Here is an 18317-nt window from a genome sequence, read left to right as displayed (position 1 = left end):
AGGGCGGTATCTGACGGCGGATCCGATAAAGCTGGCAGGTGGGTTGAATGCCTACCGGTACGTGCCCAACCCGACGGGGTGGGTGGATCCGTTGGGGTTGAATGGGTGTCCTCCTGAGAGGGAAAAGGGGACACTATCTTCCCCTGCAAAGAACACCAGGGTTGATACCGGAGAACCACTGCTCCCGGATGTTAGTTGGTCGAGTCCTAGAGTGAAACGCGCTTCGGACCAACTTGACAACGGTGCTAAAGACGTAACCGTGAATAGCCGTACAGAAGCTGAAGAGCTTTTCCGAAGAAAATACGCAGGTGAAGGGTATAGGAACGCCGAGGAATTTAATTCAGTGACCGCAAAGGACTATTTTCAAACACCTGAGGGAAGGGAGTCATACTATCATTGGGATGAAACTCCTGTTTCCAACACTCAAACTAGAAAGACCTACATGGCAAATCACAGCCCGACTGATCCATATGCAGCGATGCCGCACTTGCAACTGCATCCGAAAGACGACAAGGTAATTCGTATTTACTGGCAAAATTCATTCGAGGGACAAAAATGAATGATCACAGACTAATCCCACGCAGTGTCTGGTACGGTTTAGACGGCAAGGGTTACGATAACATTGCACAAGAACTTAAATGCGAAGACCCCAAACTTCGCACATGGATCTCTGTATATGCAGTATATAAGTACGAAATATCCAACAACGCACATCAATATTACGACTTCATCAACACATCAAAAACCTTTCGTTATTGCTCCATAATCTTTACGATACCGACCGAGACCATCGAGATAAGTGACGGTATAGATGATCGCCACATTACGATAACTGAGCTAAAGCAATTTAATTCAGAGGAAGACATTCATACCTACCTATACAAAAAAAATATTGACCCCGCACTCTTCGTACCACCTTGGCGATGTGACTATCCATTATAGCCAGACGCTACGTTTTCGAGTGAGACCTGATCATGTGGACATGACTACATTACAAATAAAAAGAAATGGACATCCGTATTTGGAGATAATTACACACCAAAAAACCTCAGCATCGTCTATGCCACCTTAATGGACTGCTCAGTAACATTAAAATTAGCCAATCCAATAGAGGCTAATAACTGCCCCCGCCAAATGGATATAAAACGGACACAATGAATTTGAGTTCGACCTACTACTCGACCAAATTGATTCAACACGCATCAGCAAATTTAATTTTCATGGCCTATCTGTATAACTATTGAGAAAAGCACAGCCGCTACCGAAATACATCTGAAAATTCCAGAGAACTGCATCATAGACTGCACAGCAAGGAGCATTTCCATTTCCAACATAAAAGCTTATTACAACGACCACTCCGAATAGCCTCTAAAATAGTTTAGAGGAAATCGCAAAAAATCATTATGTTTTCACGGAGCAAACCATGATTTTCTGGAACAATCTTGAAAGAAGCATTTTTTTCAATAAAATTTTTTCATCCCCCATACCTATCGGCGAGATTGAGTTAGCCTCATTAACCATAGACAACAATATTCCGACAATCATTCTTGAGTTTGACATTTCGGAATACCCCGACGCTCCTCCGCAAAAATGGAAGCAAGCAGGTTTCAACATATGCCGAATAGGTCTAAACTGCGGCACGCCCCAAAAAACAAAAATCATTAACATCCCGACAAATGACAAACTAATCGTTCAGATAACACAACAACAAGATAGCTTTCTAATTCAAGCCTCCAACGACACCTCTCTTATAGAACTAGAAACCAAACACTTGCTGCTATGTGGTCCCTCGGCCTACAAAAAATGTGATAGCGCAACTTAATACCGGGCATTTTTATGACAACATACGATCAAAAAATCATTCCAAGGAAAGTATGGTGGGGCCTGGAAGCAAAATCGTACATCGAAATTGCACAGGAGCTGCCATCATCAGATGAAAGTTTAAGGAAATGGATCGCTATCTATGCGGTTTATCATTTAAATTTCGACAACAGGTTTCCTTGGCACCGTTACTACGAATTTTTGGAGAATGCTAAAGGATCGAGGTATGTCGCAATTGAATTTACAATTCCAAAATCAACTCTTGAAATCAATGACGGTATCGACACCAGTAACGTGACCATTATATATAGCCAAACAATGGATACAGAAGAGGAAATAAATGTTTTCCTAACGAGCAAAGGAGTCGACCCGCAACTATTTACGCCTCCGTGGACGTGCGACTACCCGCTGGACTAACCACTGGCCTAGACAATGCGCACAAAAGGCCTCACTCAACGGCAAGAGGATTAAATCCTGGACAAATCACACAACAAACCAACCACACGAGACATATTGGTATCACAACGAGCTATATAACGAATGCAATCAATATTGCAATCGAAATATAGATTTCGAAGATATCTCGCCCTTCGCCCAAAAAAGCGTGATAAGAAAGATGCATTCATTCTCTCTCGACGGTCATTACATCTATAAGCTAGCGCCTTGGTTAAGCTGGAGCGATCTTCTATATGGACTCGAACAAAAGTATATAGATGAAAAGGGAATTTCAGATTACATCTGTTGCAGTTTGACCACCGCACACCCTAAAGAGGCATATGAAATTGCGGTAACTCCGATAGAAAACCAGCACCTCATACATCAACTGCTAAGCACCCTGGCGAGCCAAAGCAAAGAAAAAACGACAAACACAACCGAACCCTGGCTATTCCTGTCCCTTTCTTTTTTATTTGACAATAAACATCTATACAACAACGTTTATGAAGAACTAGAAATATTATATGCAGACTTCAACTATCCAGAGGAGCTAGCACCATTGATCCGCTACATGCCAGCACCGGATGGCACGGAAGGCTCCAAAGACTACCTGCTCAAAAATTGGAAAGCCGCTCTATCGCGGTATGAACAACTATTCGCAGAACGGCGTAACCCACAATAAAAAACCCCGGTCAATCGCTATGCCGGGGTTTTCAGAAGGTTTTTTAAACCCAATCACCCATCAAAAAACATTAATCGGATAATCCACAAACACCCGCAGCTCATTACCGCTGACGTTGTACTCACTGGACTTCTGCGACACACGCAATACCGAACTGCGCAACCGCACGCTCAGGTCCTTGGCCGGGCCGCCCTGGACCACGTATTTGAACTGGTTGAAGATTTCGCGCTCGGTGCCGCCCTCGCTGGTGGAGGTGGTGATGTTGTCGCCGCGCACGTAAGCCACGTTATAGGTCAGGCCCGGGACGCCGAAGGTGGTGAAGTCCAGGCCGTAGCCCAACTGCCAGCTGCGTTCGTCTTCGGCGTTGAAGTCCGACCAGTAGGAGTTGGCCAGGTAGATGGTATTGCCGCCATCGCCGACACGATTCTGATCCCGCTGGTAACCACCGTAGGCGTAGCCGAGGTTGCTGTCGCCGGTGCTGCGCTGGTGGGCAAGGGTGAAGCTGTGCGGACCGGTGGCGAAGGTGGCCGCCAGGCTCCAGATCTTGTTGTCGTCGCCGGTGACGTTGTTTTCCCGCACGTAGCTGTTATCCAGCTTGGTGCGATAGCCGTTGAAGTCCAGGGTCAGGGATTGATCCTTGGCCAGCGGGAATACGTAGTTGGCGTTCACGTATTGTTTCTTCAGCACGTCCTCGACGTCGGAGGCGTAGAGCGAAGCCTTGAACTGTTCGGTGAATTGATAGCTGCCGCCCAGGACGTTGATCGATTTCAAGCCACCGCTGTCACGGCCTTCGGCGCTTTTACGCGACTCGGCGGTGAAACGACCGGCGTTCAGTTCGAGCCCTTTGATTTCCTTGGAAGTGATCAGCGTGCCGGTGTAGCTTTCCGGCAGCAGGCGTCCGTTGTCATAACTCAAAACGGGCAGGGCCGGCATCTGGTCGCCGTAGGCCAGTACGGTGTTGGAGACGCGGAACTTCACCGCGGCACCCAACTTGGACAGGTCATCGGCCGCGTTGCCGCTGTCGCCTTTCTTGAAGAAATCGATGCCTTGCGCACCGGTACGGCCTTTGCCGCCGTCCAGACGCAGCGCGTACAAGCCGAATGCATCCACACCCACGCCCACCGTGCCTTGGGTGAAGCCGGACGAGAACGTACCGATGGCTGATTGGCCCCATTCGGCCTTGTCCTTGTTGCCGTCCTTGTAGTCGCGATTGATGTAGGCGTTGCGCAACAGCACTTTCAAGCTGCTGTCTTCAACGAAGCCCTTGGATTGAGCCTGGTCATCGGCCATGGCTTGTGTGGTGCTCAAGATCCCCAGTGCGATCAAACTGATGCGCTTGTTCAACATGATTATTTTCCTTGTACGGGTTGATTCGCACTGCAACCGGCAACCGGAATGGCGCTTTTGCGCTCTTTATTCGGACTCTTGCTCCTGAAAATAATGAAAAGGCCCGCCCACGATGATCGTGTCGGGCCCTTTTATTATTTAAGAGTCATGGCTGTTGGCCACAGGCGTGGGCGAATCCTAGTCGCGCCATGAACCCTGTGTCAATTTCGTGAATCATCTGGGATTAGGCGAAAAACGTCTAAGAACAGATCAGTTTGAACAACCGTCCAAGCCACAGAGCGCTGCGGGCGCAGGATCGTGCAATGGCATGGCTTGTTCCAGCCATTGAGCGAACGCCTCGGGCTTGCCCAGCCAGGGACCGATATCGATCAGCGTGAGCCGGCCGTCCCGCTCCAGGGCGAGCGTCGGGAAACCCTGCCCGCCGACCTTGGCCAACAAGGCACGGCTTTCAAGAAAATGCGCGTGCACATCGATTTCGGTGAATGACCGCCGGAATGCCTCGGCCTCGAAGCCGATGGAATTGGCCAACTCCAACAGCACCGCTTCGTCAGCAATCCGCCGGCCTTCAACGTAATGGGCCGTTTGCAAGCGCTCCAACAACTCCAGGCCTCGGCCATCGAGCTGTTCAGCCGCAAGGACCGCCGCAGTCGGGGGCGCCGAGTCGAACACCGCTGCCTCGTCCCGCAAAAGCCCTTCGAAATATGCCTCGCCAAACGGCTGCCCGGTGTATTCAGCGATTCTCCGGTCATGGGGCATTACGTAATTGCGCAACTGGGCGGAGACTTTCTGACGATTAGTGCCAGTCATCATGCCGCCGCCATGGGCAATAACCGGCAATACCGCCCTGGCAGCCTGGATCAGCGGCTTGGCGCCGTAGCACCAGCCGCACAGGGGATCATAGATATAGTGAAGTTGGGTCATGAAGACTTCCGCCGGGGCTCTGGTTTCTGTAGCGGCAGGTTAGCCTTGGAGGACCGCGCGGAAAAACGCCGGAATGGTGTTCAGTCTGTTTCGTGGATCGGTCGAATCTGTGGGAAATCCACAGGCATAAAAAAACGCCGCCCTTGCAGGCAGCGCCTTGATCAATCCTTTGAATTCTATCCTTGCATCACATCCCACAACGCTTCCATTTCCGCCTCGCTGAACAAGCCAGCGGGGTAGCGCTCCATGATCGTCCGGCGCGGATCAGGCTCCCTGATCTGACGCGTTCCATTGGACTTCAACCACTGCGCCACGGCTTGAAGCGACTCACCATTAACGGCCAAAGGATGGCATGTGCGCTCGCTTATCATGTTCATTCCAGCGCCCTCCTGGTTGATGAGCGGCCAATTTATCCGAGGTTTATGACAAAACAACGCAGCTGCTCTCTTGAGAACTGCCAGCTTGCCGATACAAGAGCTATGCCAATGTCGTCACGTCGGCAACAAGCCAGACACAAAAAAGCCCGCGCTCCAATCGGGACGCGGGCTTGCCCTGCGTGGATCCAAAAACAGCGGCACCGGGCCGCTGCGATTGATATCACCAAGCTGTTACATAGCCACTCATTTCACGCGCGGAGCTGGCTGTTGTTGGGTAAGGCAATGGATATTCCCGCCCCCCAGTAACAGTTCCCGCCCCGGTACCATGACGACTTCATGCTGGGGAAACAGCTTCTGCAGGATCTCCCTGGCCGTCGCGTCCAGCGGGTCATCGAAACTCGGCGCGATGATGCCGCCGTTGACGATCAGGAAGTTCACGTAGGAGCCCGCCAGTCGCACGCTCGGATTGCGCTCCTGGGAACCTTCTACCGCGTCCACGCCGGCACATTCGTCTTCGGTGGCATACAACGGCCCGGGGATCGGCATTTTATGCACCGTGAACGGGCGGCCCTTGGCGTCGGTGCTGTTTTGCAGGACATCCATGGCCGCTTGGCAACGGGCGTAGTTCGGATCCTGCGGATCGTCGGTCCAGGCGAGCAGTACTTCACCCGGGCGCACGTAGCAGCAGAAGTTATCCACATGACCGTCGGTTTCGTCATTGAACAGACCGTCCGGCAGCCAGATGACTTTATCCACAGCCAATTGAGCGCCGAGTACGGCCTCGATCTCTTCGCGGCTCATGTGCGGGTTGCGATTGCGGTTTAGCAGGCATTCCTCGGTGGTGATCACGGTGCCTTCACCGTCGACATGGATCGAGCCGCCTTCGAGCACGAAACCTTCGGTGCGGTAACGCGGGCTACGCTCGATTTCCAGGATCTTGCCGGCCACTTGCGAATCGCGGTTCCACGGCGAATACAGGCCACCGTCGAAACCACCCCAGGCGTTGAAATCCCAATCGACACCGCGTACTTCGCCGTTGTCGTTGATGACAAACGTCGGGCCGGTGTCCCGGACCCATGCGTCGTCGCTGGACATTTCTACCAGGCGGATGTTCGGCACATCGAGGCGCGCCCGGGCGTTTTCGTATTGGGCTGCGGACACCGCCACGGTCACCGGTTCGAAGCGGGCGATGGCCTTGGCCACCGCTACATGGGCGGCCTGCGCGGGCTTGCCGCCCAGGCGCCAGTTGTCCGGGCGCTCGGGCCAGATCATCCAGACCTGGCTCTGGGTCGCCCACTCGGCAGGCATGTGGAAACCGTCCGCGCGCGGAGTGCTGTACAAAGTTGTCATCAATCAGGACTCCAATGAGCCGTCGAGGGTTTTGATCGCGCCGTACAGGTTCGGCCGCCGATCACGGAAAGTGCCCCAGGCACTGCGAATGTGTTCCAGCTCGTCGAGGTCGAAGCTGTGTACTAGCACACCTTCTTCGGTTTCGTTCAGTTCCTGGACTTTTTCACCGAACTGATTGGCGATGAACGACGAGCCGTAGAACGTAATGTCATAGCCATCCTGCTCTTCATTGCCGATGCGATTGCTCGCCAGCAGCGGCATCAGGTTGGCGCCCGCATGACCTTGTTGCACCCGCTGCCAATGATCACGCGACGAGATGGTCTTGTCGTGCGGCTCGCTGCCGATGGCGGTCGGGTACAACAGGATTTCCGCGCCTTGCAGCGCCATGCTGCGTGCGCATTCCGGAAACCACTGGTCCCAGCAGATGCCTACGCCAATTTTTGCGTAGCGGGTATTCCAAACTTTGAAACCGGTATCGCCAGGATTGAAGTAGTACTTTTCATGGTAGCCAGGACCGTCCGGAATGTGGCTCTTGCGATAGACGCCCAGGTTCCGCCCGTCGGCGTCAATGATCGCAATACTGTTGAAGCGCGCACGACCGGCCAGTTCAAAAAAACTGATGGGCAATACCACCTGCAATTCTTCGGCGATCTTTTGGAAGTGCTTGATGGCAACGTTGTCGTCAACCGAAGTCGCCAGTTGCAAATAGTCCGGATTCGGCTTCTGGCAGAAGTACGGCGTCTCGAACAACTCCTGGATCAGGATGACCTGCGCGCCTTGGGCAGCCGCTTGGCGAACCAGCTTCTCGGCGGTCTCGATATTGGCTTCGAGATCCCAGGAACAGGCCATTTGAGTAGCGGCTACGGTAACGATACGACTCATGAATCATCTCCTGGGCGATGGACAGAGGCGTCTTTATAGCCGATAAAAATCGGCCTTTAAAGGAAATAAAATCAAAAACCCTATAATCAAGACTTAAAATACCGACAAAAATCGATTTTAAGAGCACCGAAAGACCTGTGGGAGCGAGCTTGCTCGCGATGACGGTTCAAGGCCGATAGTGATTTGGTTGGCCTACCGCTATCGCGAGCAAGCTCGCTCCCACAGGGGAACAGCGTGGCGTGTCAGATTGGCTATAACCCCTCCTCCAATACCTTCGCCAGCATATCGACGAAGAAATCCACACTTTGACGGCTGGTGACCATCGGCGGCTTGATCTTGAGAATGTTCAGGTAGTCGCCGGTCGGTTGCATGAAAATGCCCAGCTCCCTCAAGCGATTGCACAGCGCCGTGGTTTCTTCGGTGGCCGGCTCCAGGGTGTCGCGGTTGCGGATCAGCTCCACGCCTAGGTAGAAGCCCGAACCATGCACCGCTCCGACCAACGGGTACTGGTCGATCAAGGCTTCCAGGCGGGCTTTGAAATGCCCGCCGACCACCCGGGCGTTTTCCCAGAGATTTTCTTCCTCCAGGACATCCAGCACGGCCATGCCGATCTGGCAGCTGACCGGACTGCCGCCGGCAGACGAGAAGAAATACCCTTCGGCTTCCAGCGCTTCGGCAATTTCGCGGCGGGTAATGACGGCCCCCAACGGCTGGCCGTTGCCCATGCCCTTGGCCATGGTGATGATGTCCGGCACCACGCCCTGCTCTTCGAAGCCCCAGAAGAATTCGCCCATGCGGCCGTAACCGACCTGCACCTCGTCGGCGATGCAGACGCCACCACGCTCGCGCACCATGGCGTAGACCTGCTTAAGGTACCCCGGCGGCAGCGCGATGCCACCGGCGTTGCCATACACCGGTTCGCAGATGAAGCCGGCGAGCTGGCGTTTCTGCTCGGCGATTTTCGCCAGGTTGTGCTCGACGCTGCGCACATAGTCCGGCGCACTGTCCGGCCCACGGAATTCACCACGATAAGTGTTCGGCGCAGTCACGGGGTGCACCCAGTCCGGACGACTGCTGAGCGCCTTGGGATTGTCGGCGATGGACGTCGAGACGGCATCCGCTGCCACCGACCAGCCGTGGTAAGCCTCCAGCACACTGAGCATGTCGCGCCCGCCGCTGTAGGCCCAGGCCAGGCGGATCGCCAGGTCGTTGGCCTCGGTGCCGCTGTTGACCAGGAACACGCGATCCATGTTCGACGGCGCCAACGCCAACAGACGTTCGGAGAACTCGGCGATCGCCGCGTAGTGAAAGCGCGAATTGGTGTTGAGCAGCGACCACTGCCGGGCCGCCACCGCTGCCATGCGCGGATGGCCGTGTCCCAGCACCGCGACGTTGTTGAGCATGTCGAGGTAGGAGCGGCCCTGCATGTCGATCAGGTGGTTGCGCCAGCCGCGCTCGATGCGCGGCGGATCGACGTAGTAGTGCTTCTGCGAACGGGCAAAACTGGCATCGCGACGAGCCAGCAGTGCCTCGGGATCGATTTCCGGCTCGGCATCGCAAGCCAGCCCCAGCAGCGCCGCTGGCGACGGGCAAAGCGCTTGCCATGCTTGCGCCCGCGACGGCGAGCAGAACAGCGGAGGATTCAAATGCGCGCCTTGGCACAGTTGGACCCGCAACGGTCCTGTCACTTCGCCGATCACCTGCCCCTTGACCAGCGCGGCCCCGGACGGCAGCGACGATGCCACGCCCCACAGGCGCACGCTCAACTGCGGGCCATCGAGCCGCAGCAAGCCATCGGCGCCCTCGTGCACCACGCCGGTGAATGGCGCCGCCAACGGCGTACCTTGCGGTACATGCAATTCGACATGCAGCGGATAAGTATCGGGCTCGATGGCGCTGTCCGGTCGGGTGCGGGACAAGCGGTACTGGCCGTAACGGCTGGCCGCCAGACCGTGCACGGCGGCGGCTTCGCTCAGCAGGCGCTGGTCGATCCCCGCCTGCTCCCAATTCCCGGCTTCGAAATGCGGACTGAGCACGCCGAGGTCAATCAAGGCAAAGTCGCGCCCCACCAGCGTCGGCAACAGCGGCGCGAAGCCCTCGTTGGCAACGGGCGGCAGGCTATGGCCGGCGGCGATGAGAATTGCCGTCTCCATCAACTCAAGCGGCACGGAACGGGCAACGTTGAAGATTTCCCATTCATGTTCAAGATTGTCACGGGCGTATCGATTGTCCGGGTCGATCGCGACTTGTTGTTCACCGCTGAGTACCAACACAGCGGCGCGGGCCACGATCAACGGCCAGAGTGCCAGGAGCTCTTGGCGCTGCAACGGATTGGTCGAGTGATAAGCCTGGATCGCAGGCAGGATGAAAAACGGATCGCCATCGGCGTGGTGCAGCAGGGCCGCACAGGTCACCGACAGGTCAGTGATGCGCCAGGTGCGGATCAAATCGCCAAAATCAATCACGCCCTGCATCTGCCACTGGCGCTGGGCGTCGCGCTGCCAGACAACGTTGTCGTCCGTGATGTCCATGTGGATCGCCTGTACCGGCAGGCTCGCCTTGAGTGGCTGCAAGCGTCGTTCGGCCTGTTGCGCGACGTCGGCGATCAACTGGCGCCGATGATCATCCTGGATGACGGGCAGCAAGTGGTCGACCAAGGCCGGGGCATGGCGTGCATCCCATTGCAGGGTGCGCTCCAGGCCCGGATGGTCGAAGGTGGCAAGGGCCAGGTTCATCTCCGCGCACAGCCGTCCCAGCCCTGTTACGAGGTCGGGGGTCAGGTGCTTGAGTTGAGTGAGGGATTGGCCGTCGATGTATTCCAATAGCCGTACATGGACCGTTTGTCCGGCAACTTCGAGCGTCAGCAGATCCTGGCCGTTGTTGGCCACCATGACACGGGGCACTTTCACCCCACCGTGCCCGGCCAGTTGCTTGAGCGCAGCATGCTGGGCCTGGAGTTCCAGGATGGCGTAGTCGCCATGGCAAATCTTCAGCACGAACCGGCCGCGCTCGCTATCGACGCGGTAGTTGAGGTCCTGGTGGCTGCCGAGGGGTCGCAGGTCGCCGCTGAGTCCGTAATTCAAGCGCAACAGCACCAACGCCTGTTCGGCGCTGATCTGTGGGCTTGGCAAACTGGCACGGTGAACCAACGTAGCGAGCGGCATACAACGACCCCTGAGTGGTTTTGTTTGGATGCCTATCACGCCATTGAGTCGGGGGAATTAGCAACCCCTTCTTTTTGCTCCGTCGATAGCCTGCCTGCCATGACGCGCTCCTTGCGGATATTCGCTTGCACCCTCTTCGTCATGCCGACAAGCTATGCTCCATCGCTGTATCGTCTTATCGAAAAAAGGCTTAACCGGATGCGCATTCTGATTACCGGCGGCGCCGGCTTCATCGGCTCGGCTTTAATACGACATTTGATTGGCCATACTGACCATCAGGTCCTGAACCTCGACAAACTGACCTATGCCGGCAACCTGGAGTCGCTGAGCAGCATCGATCACGATAGCCGCTACGAGTTCGTGCAGGCCGACATCATTGACCAACCGACGATCAGCGTGGTACTGGCGCGATTCAAGCCCGACGCCATCATGCACCTGGCCGCAGAATCCCATGTGGACCGCTCCATCGACGGTCCGGCGGATTTCATCCAGACCAATATCGTCGGTACCTACAGCCTGCTGGAAGCCACCCGCGCCTATTGGCAAACCCTGGCCGAACCGCAAAAACGGGCGTTTCGCTTCCATCACATTTCCACCGACGAAGTGTATGGCGACCTGCATGGCGTGGATGACCTGTTCACCGAAACCACTGCCTACGCCCCAAGCTCGCCTTATTCGGCCAGCAAGGCAGCGTCCGACCATCTGGTCCGGGCCTGGCAGCGTACGTATGGCTTGCCCGTGCTGCTGACCAACTGCTCGAACAACTACGGGCCCTTTCACTTCCCCGAAAAACTGATTCCGCTGGTGATCCTCAACGCCCTGGCCGGTAAACCGCTGCCGGTGTATGGCGACGGCCTGCAAGTGCGCGACTGGCTATTCGTCGAAGACCATGCCCGAGCACTGCTCAAAGTCGTCACCGAAGGGGTGGTCGGTGAGACCTACAACATCGGCGGCCACAACGAACAAAAGAACATCGACGTGGTGCGCAACATCTGCGCGCTGCTTGAAGAGCTGGCGCCGCACAAGCCCGCAGGCGTCGAGCACTATGCGGACCTGATCACCTTCGTCAAGGATCGTCCCGGCCACGACCTGCGCTACGCCATCGATGCCGGCAAGATCGAACGGGAGCTGGGCTGGACACCTTCGGAAACCTTCGAGACCGGACTGCGCAAGACCGTGCAGTGGTACCTCGAAAACCTGCTGTGGTGCCGGCGCGTCCAGGATGGCAGTTATCAGGGCGAGCGCCTGGGCTCGCTCGACAACAAGGATACGATTGCATGATGAAAGGCATTGTTCTGGCCGGCGGTTCCGGTACGCGGCTGCACCCGATTACCCTCGGGGTTTCGAAACAACTGCTACCGATCTACGACAAACCGATGATCTATTATCCGATCTCGGTGCTGATGCTCGCCGGCATCAAGGAAATCCTGATCATCTCTACCCCGCTGGACCTGCCGCAATATCGCAACCTGCTGGGCGACGGATCTCAGTTCGGCGTGCATTTCAGCTACGCCGAACAGCCAACCCCCGACGGACTGGCCCAGGCATTCCTGATTGGTGAGCAATTCATTGGCAGCGACCCGGTGTGCTTGATTCTCGGCGACAACATCTTTCATGGCCAACATTTCGGCGAGCAGTTGCAGACCGCCGTCAATCGCGAGCGCGGTGCGACGGTGTTCGGTTATTGGGTCAAGGACCCCGAGCGTTTCGGCGTGATCGACTTCGACCCGGAAGGACGCGCCGTTTCCATCGAAGAAAAACCCGCGCAGCCCAAGTCCAGCTACGCGGTAACTGGCCTGTATTTCTACGACAACGATGTCATACAGATCGCCAAGACCATCAAGCCGTCCAAACGAGGCGAGCTGGAGATTACCGACGTCAACAACGCTTATCTTCAACGCGGAGATTTGCACGTCGAGCGTTTTGGCCGTGGTTTTGCGTGGCTGGATACCGGCACCCATGACAGCCTGCTGGAGGCCTCGCAGTACGTGCAGACCATTGAGCATCGACAGGGCCTGAAGGTCGCGTGCCTGGAAGAAATCGCCTATCAACAGGGGTGGGTCAGTCGAGAACACGTTCTTGCGCGCGCCCAGTATTTCGGCAAGACCGGTTACGGCCAGTACCTGTTCAAGATCGCCGGAGAGACACGTTGAACGTCATCGCCACCCGCCTGCCGGACGTCCTGATCATCGAGCCGAAGGTCTTCGGCGACGAACGCGGCTTTTTCTATGAAAGCTTCAACGCCCAGGCGTTCGCCGAAGCCACTGGCCGCGTGGTGCAGTTCGTCCAGGACAATCATTCGCGCTCGGCCAAGGGCGTGCTGCGCGGCCTGCATTACCAGATCGAACAATCCCAGGGGAAACTGGTGCGCGTCACCGCAGGTGAGGTCCTGGACGTTGCGGTGGATATCCGCCGTAGCTCCCCGACTTTCGGCCAGTGGACAAGCGTACGCCTGTCGGGACAGAACCATCGGCAGCTGTGGATTCCACCAGGATTCGCCCACGGTTTCGTGGTGCTGAGCGAGTCAGCCGATTTTCTCTACAAGACCACTGACTACTACGCCCCATCAGCCGAACGTTGCATTCGCTGGGACGATCCGGAACTGGCGATCGACTGGGAATTGGAGGGTGCGCCGATCCTGTCTGCCAAGGATCAGGCCGGCAGTGCCCTTCGCGAGGCCGACCTGTTCCCATGAATACCTCCTTGCGCATCCTGATCATCGGCCAGAACGGCCAGGTATCCCGGGCATTGCAGACACGCCTTGCCGCCATGGGCGAACTGATCGTGCTGGGCAGCGACCAGCTCGACATGGCGCGTACGGATCACATCCGCGCGCCTATCGATGCGTTGCGACCCGACCTGATCATCAATGCCGCCGCCTACACCGCAGTCGACCAGGCCGAAAGCGAAGCGCAGCGGGCGTTTGCGATCAACGCCACGGCGCCGGGCGTGCTCGCGCGGGCGGCGCTTGAGCTGGGCATTCCATTGCTTCATTACTCCACCGATTACGTCTTTGACGGTCGCAAGCCCGAGCCCTACACCGAAGACGATGCGCCCAACCCCCTGAGCGTGTACGGTCGCAGCAAACTGGCGGGCGAAGAGGCCATCCGCGAGGCGGGCGGGCAGCATCTGATCCTGCGCACCAGTTGGGTGTATTCCAACGCGGGGCGTAACTTCCTGCTGACCATGCAGCGCCTGCTCCAGGAAAAACCCCACCTGCGGGTGGTGGCCGATCAGATCGGCGCACCGACCTGGGCCGGCACCATTGCCGACAGCACCGCAAAGTTGATCGAGCGCTGGCAGGCCGGACAGTGCGGAGCCTGGGGCACTTATCATCTGACGGCCCAGGGGCAGACGTCATGGTTCGGCTTCGCCCAGGCCATCGGTGAAAACCTGTTGGAGCAGCACAAACCTTGCGCCGTGCTTGAGCCAATCCCCTCCAGCGAGTACCCGACACCGGCACAGCGCCCGCTGAATTCGCGGCTCGATTGCACACGCCTGTTCCAGGAATGGAGCGTGAGCCAGCCAGACTGGCGAAGCGCGTTGCAACAGTGCCTTGCCGGACAAGCCTAGGCATAATGCGTCTGTAACCACAGGCGCATCCTGCTCATGAATTCCACGCTCCCCCGTAGACCCCGCTGGCGCAGCCTGGCCCTGCTCGCAGTGTGCCTGGCACCTTTGCTGTGGCCGCTGGAGCACTTGGCAGAGCGGTATTACCGCAGCGAGCTGGCCGGACAGAACCGCCAGACGCTCGATCTCTACGTCGCCAACCTGCTGGGCACCCTGCATCGCTATGAAGTGCTGCCGCAGATTCTCGGCGAACTGCCGGCCCTGCGCGCGGCCCTGTCGGCACCGGACGATGGCGTCACCCAGGGCAATGCCAACCGGTTGCTGAAAAACATCAGCGCCCAGACCGGCGCTGAAGTCATGTATTTGATGGACACCACGGGCAAGACCCTGGCGGCGTCGAACTGGGACAAACATGACAGCTTCGTCGGCCGCAATTTCGCTTTTCGCCCCTACTACATCGAAGCCATGGCCGGGCACCTGGGACGATTCTTCGGCCTGGGCACCACGTCGGGCAAGCGCGGTTATTTCTTTGCCGCCGCCGTGCGCGACCGTGAGAAAGTCATCGGCGTGCTGGTGGTCAAGGTTGACCTGGATCACACCGAAAGCCTCTGGGGCAAGACCCCGGAACAACTCCTGGTGACCGATCCCAATGGCGTGGTCATCCTAACCTCGCGCCAGGAATGGCGTTTCCGCTCGACCCGCCCCTTGAGCGATGCGGAAAGCAAGGCGATCAGCGCGATACAACCCTACCCGACGCGCGACCCCAAGCCGCTGAACCTCGATGCCAGCGCCTGGCTGCCCCAGACACAGACCATTGAAGAAACAGGCTGGAGCGTCAGCATCCTCGCCCCGCGCACCCTGATCGATCGTCCGGTGCGCACAGTGGTGATCATCGGCGGCGCAGCGCTTCTGGTCTTGATGCTGTTGCTCGGCCTGATGATGCAGCGCAGGCGCCATTACCTGGACCGCATCGCCTTCGAGGCCAAGGCCCGCCACGAACTGGAAGGCCGCGTCGCAGAACGCACCAGCGACCTGGAAGGCCTCAACCGGCGCCTCAAGCAGGAGGTTCTGGAACGCGAGCACGCCCAGCAGGAACTGGTCCGGGCCCAGGATGACCTGGTCCAGGCCGGCAAACTGTCGGCACTTGGCACCATGTCAGCCAGCATCAGCCATGAACTCAACCAGCCGCTGGCGGCGATTCGAAGCTATGCCGAAAACGCCGAAATATTGCTCGATCACCAGCGCACCGAGGACGCCCGGGGCAACCTCAGGCTGATCAACGAGCTGACCGGGCGCATGGCGTCGATCATTGCCCACTTGCGTGCCTTCGCCCGTCGCGACCGCCACGCGCCAGAAAGTGTCGGCCTGCAACCGGCACTGGACGATGCCCTGGCACTACTCGCCAAACGGCGGCGCAGCATGGAAGTGGAACTGATACGCGACCTGCCGGCCGCCACACTGTGGGTCGAGGCCGGCGAAACGCGCTTGCGCCAGGTGCTGGGCAATCTCTTGGCGAACGCCCTGGATGCGCTGACTGAAAAAGGCCCTCCCCGTAAACTCTGGCTCAGTGCCCAGGCGACCGAAACCGGCGTCAACCTGTACATCCGCGATAACGGCCCGGGGTTTTGCATGGAAGCCCTTGGCCGCGCCGGCGAGCCGTTCTACACCACCAAGACCCGTACCCAGGGACTTGGCCTGGGGTTGGCGATCTGCGACACCCTGATGCGCGCCTTTGGCGGCGAGCTGTTGTTCGCCAACCACAAGGAAGGCGGCGCCCTGATCACCCTGAAGCTGCGCGCGGGCGCGCCCGGGGTAAGCCTGCAACCCTCCGAGGACCGTAGTGTATGACCATCGACAACCAGATTGAGGTGGTGCTGATCGACGACGATCCCCATCTGCGTCAGGCCTTGAGCCAGACCCTCGACCTGGCTGGGCTGAAAATCCTGCCCCTGGGCGAGGCCAATGGCCTGGCCGGGCAATTGCCCCGCGACTGGCCGGGCGTGGTGGTCAGCGACATTCGCATGCCGGGCATGGACGGACTTGAGCTATTGAGCCAACTGCACGCCCAGGACCCAGAGCTGCCGGTGCTGCTGATCACCGGTCACGGCGACGTGCCGCTCGCCGTGCAGGCCATGCGTGCTGGGGCGTACGACTTCCTGGAAAAACCGTTCGCCAGCGATCATCTGCTCGACAGCGTTCGCCGAGCCCTGGCCTTGCGTCGCCTGGTCCTGGACAACCGCAGCCTGCGCCTGGCCCTGAGCGACCGCCACGAACTCAGCGCGCGGCTGGTGGGTCAATCGGCGCCCATGTTGCGCCTGCGCGAACAGATCGGCGCCCTGGCGGCGACCCGCGCCGATGTGCTGATCCTCGGTGAAACCGGCGCCGGCAAGGAAGTGGTCGCCCGCGCCCTGCACGACCTCTCGAGCCGGCGCAACGGGCCATTCGTGGCCATCAATGCCGGCGCCTTGGCTGAATCGGTGGTGGAAAGCGAGTTGTTCGGCCACGAACCCGGCGCCTTCACGGGCGCGCAGAAACGCCGTATTGGCAAGTTCGAGTTCGCCAACGGTGGCACGTTGTTCCTCGATGAAATCGAAAGCATGAGCCTGGACGTACAAGTCAAGTTGCTTCGCCTGCTGCAAGAACGCGTGGTGGAACGGCTGGGTGGCAATCAGCAGATCCCGCTGGATATCCGCATCATTGCCGCGACCAAGGAAGACCTGCGCCAGGCGGCCGATCAGGGCCGGTTCCGCGCCGACTTGTATTACCGCCTGAACGTCGCACCGCTGCGCATACCGCCGTTGCGCGAGCGGGGTGAGGACGTGTTGTTGCTGTTCCAATTTTTTGCCGACGAGGCCAGCGCCCGTCACGGCTTGCCACCCCACGAGCTGCAACCGGCCCACCGGGCGCTGTTGCTGCGCCATGGCTGGCCGGGCAATGTGCGCGAATTGCAGAACGCCGCCGAGCGTTTCGCCCTGGGCCTGGAATTGGCCCTGGATAACAGCGCGCCAGAAAGCCATCCAGGCATGCCGATGGAAGTGGTCAGTGGCGGTTTGAGCGAGCAGGTGGAGAACTTCGAAAAAACCCTGATCGCCGCCGAGCTGGCCCGCCCACACAGTTCGGTACGCAGCCTCGCCGAAGCGTTGGGCATCCCGCGCAAGACCCTGCACGACAAGTTGCGCAAGCATGGGCTGGCCTTCGACAGCAGCCATGGCCCGGCCGATGAGTCTGATTGAATGCCTGCCCATCTTCCCTTTCAAGCAAGAGGCCCAGCATGAACCGCGACAGCACCTACCTGGAATCGATCCTGCACCGGGACATCCCGCTGACCCGTGACATGGGCCTGAAGGTGCTCGACTGGCAGGACCGACAACTGCGCCTGTTCCTGCCCCTTGAAGCCAACGTCAACCACAAGAGCACCATGTTCGGCGGCAGCCTGTATTGCGGCGCGGTACTGGGCGGCTGGGGCTGGCTGCACCTGGCCTTGCGGGAGGAAGGGATCGAGGACGGACACATCGTGATCCAGGAGGGGCAGATCAGCTATCCGCTGCCGGTGACGCGGGATGCAACCGTCTCCTGTGATGCGCCTGATGAAAAAACCTGGAGGCGCTTCCTGGCCACGTATCGGCGCTACGGACGGGCACGACTGGCCTTGCAGACGCAAGTGATGAACGTGGACAGCGTCGAGGTGGCCGTGCAATTCGAAGGGCAGTACGTACTGCACCGTTGAGCCAGGTAGCCAGATTCACTGTGGCGAGGGGATTTAGCGAA

General features: G+C 58.1%; 17 protein-coding genes. 11 read left to right on the top strand and 6 right to left on the bottom strand.

Features of this window, described 5'->3' with window-relative positions:
• From OC610_RS07215 to OC610_RS07200, 4 genes are all read left to right on the top strand, one after another.
• A partial coding sequence (locus OC610_RS07215) for an RHS repeat-associated core domain-containing protein (RefSeq protein WP_332880463.1) occupies positions 1-559 on the top strand: 559 nt, incomplete at its 5' end.
• Between the two features lie 864 nt (positions 560-1423).
• Positions 1424-1822, top strand: a complete 399-nt coding sequence (locus OC610_RS07210; protein WP_264427203.1) for an immunity 50 family protein — start codon at positions 1424-1426, stop codon at positions 1820-1822.
• A gap of 14 nt (positions 1823-1836) precedes the next feature.
• Positions 1837-2238 (top strand): hypothetical protein, encoded by a 402-nt coding sequence (locus tag OC610_RS07205; RefSeq protein ID WP_264427202.1) that lies wholly within the window; start codon positions 1837-1839, stop codon positions 2236-2238.
• A 199-nt stretch (positions 2239-2437) separates the two neighbouring features.
• On the top strand, positions 2438-2938 hold the full coding sequence (locus tag OC610_RS07200) for a DUF2247 family protein (protein WP_264427201.1): 501 nt from the start codon (positions 2438-2440) through the stop codon (positions 2936-2938).
• Positions 2939-2998: 60 nt separating this feature from the next.
• On the opposite strand, the gene OC610_RS07195 is transcribed toward OC610_RS07200, so the two are convergent.
• The 6 genes from OC610_RS07195 to OC610_RS07170 form a co-directional block, all read right to left on the bottom strand.
• Positions 2999-4285 carry an OprD family porin gene (locus OC610_RS07195; RefSeq protein WP_264427200.1) on the bottom strand — a complete coding sequence of 429 codons (1287 nt, stop codon included), beginning with the start codon at positions 4283-4285 and terminating at the stop codon, positions 2999-3001.
• A gap of 249 nt (positions 4286-4534) precedes the next feature.
• The gene (locus OC610_RS07190) at positions 4535-5206 is read right to left on the bottom strand and encodes a DsbA family protein (protein WP_264427199.1); all 672 of its coding nucleotides are present in this window, start codon (positions 5204-5206) and stop codon (positions 4535-4537) included.
• 176 nt (positions 5207-5382) lie between these two features.
• Complete coding sequence (locus tag OC610_RS07185) at positions 5383-5583, bottom strand: hypothetical protein (RefSeq protein ID WP_030141521.1); 201 nt, start codon at positions 5581-5583, stop codon at positions 5383-5385.
• Positions 5584-5826: 243 nt separating this feature from the next.
• A complete protein-coding gene (gene aguA, locus OC610_RS07180; protein WP_264427198.1) occupies positions 5827-6933 on the bottom strand; it encodes an agmatine deiminase in 1107 nt (368 codons plus the stop codon).
• A gap of 3 nt (positions 6934-6936) precedes the next feature.
• A complete protein-coding gene (gene aguB / locus OC610_RS07175) occupies positions 6937-7815 on the bottom strand; it encodes an N-carbamoylputrescine amidase (protein ID WP_264427197.1) in 879 nt (292 codons plus the stop codon).
• A 251-nt stretch (positions 7816-8066) separates the two neighbouring features.
• Positions 8067-10979: an aminotransferase gene (locus OC610_RS07170; RefSeq protein WP_264427195.1), complete on the bottom strand. Its 2913-nt coding sequence runs from the start codon at positions 10977-10979 to the stop codon at positions 8067-8069.
• 198 nt (positions 10980-11177) lie between these two features.
• On the opposite strand from OC610_RS07170, the gene rfbB reads away from it, so the two are divergent.
• From rfbB to OC610_RS07135, 7 genes are read left to right on the top strand one after another with little or no spacing between them, the layout of a single operon-like run.
• Entirely contained in the window at positions 11178-12260 is a 1083-nt protein-coding gene (gene rfbB / locus OC610_RS07165; protein WP_264427194.1) for a dTDP-glucose 4,6-dehydratase, read from the top strand.
• Positions 12257-13132 (top strand): glucose-1-phosphate thymidylyltransferase RfbA, encoded by an 876-nt coding sequence (rfbA, locus tag OC610_RS07160; protein WP_264427192.1) that lies wholly within the window; start codon positions 12257-12259, stop codon positions 13130-13132. Before rfbB ends, rfbA begins: the two co-directional genes overlap by 4 nt.
• Positions 13129-13674, top strand: a complete 546-nt coding sequence (rfbC, locus tag OC610_RS07155) for a dTDP-4-dehydrorhamnose 3,5-epimerase (RefSeq protein ID WP_264427191.1) — start codon at positions 13129-13131, stop codon at positions 13672-13674. The genes rfbA and rfbC overlap by 4 nt, the downstream gene beginning before the upstream one ends.
• Positions 13671-14552, top strand: coding sequence for a dTDP-4-dehydrorhamnose reductase (gene rfbD, locus OC610_RS07150; protein ID WP_264427190.1), 882 nt, complete (start codon positions 13671-13673; stop codon positions 14550-14552). Before rfbC ends, rfbD begins: the two co-directional genes overlap by 4 nt.
• 36 nt (positions 14553-14588) lie before the next feature.
• A complete protein-coding gene (locus tag OC610_RS07145; RefSeq protein ID WP_264427189.1) occupies positions 14589-16397 on the top strand; it encodes a sensor histidine kinase in 1809 nt (602 codons plus the stop codon).
• Entirely contained in the window at positions 16394-17782 is a 1389-nt protein-coding gene (locus tag OC610_RS07140; RefSeq protein WP_264427188.1) for a sigma-54-dependent transcriptional regulator, read from the top strand. The genes OC610_RS07145 and OC610_RS07140 overlap by 4 nt, the downstream gene beginning before the upstream one ends.
• A gap of 38 nt (positions 17783-17820) precedes the next feature.
• Positions 17821-18276 carry a thioesterase domain-containing protein gene (locus OC610_RS07135; protein WP_264427187.1) on the top strand — a complete coding sequence of 152 codons (456 nt, stop codon included), beginning with the start codon at positions 17821-17823 and terminating at the stop codon, positions 18274-18276.
• Positions 18277-18317 lie beyond the last annotated feature (41 nt).

The sequence above is a fragment of the Pseudomonas agronomica genome, from assembly GCF_025917275.1.
Classification (GTDB): domain Bacteria; phylum Pseudomonadota; class Gammaproteobacteria; order Pseudomonadales; family Pseudomonadaceae; genus Aquipseudomonas; species Aquipseudomonas agronomica.
Note: the sequence above shows the minus strand (reverse complement) of the source record. Positions and strands in the feature narration are given on the sequence as shown.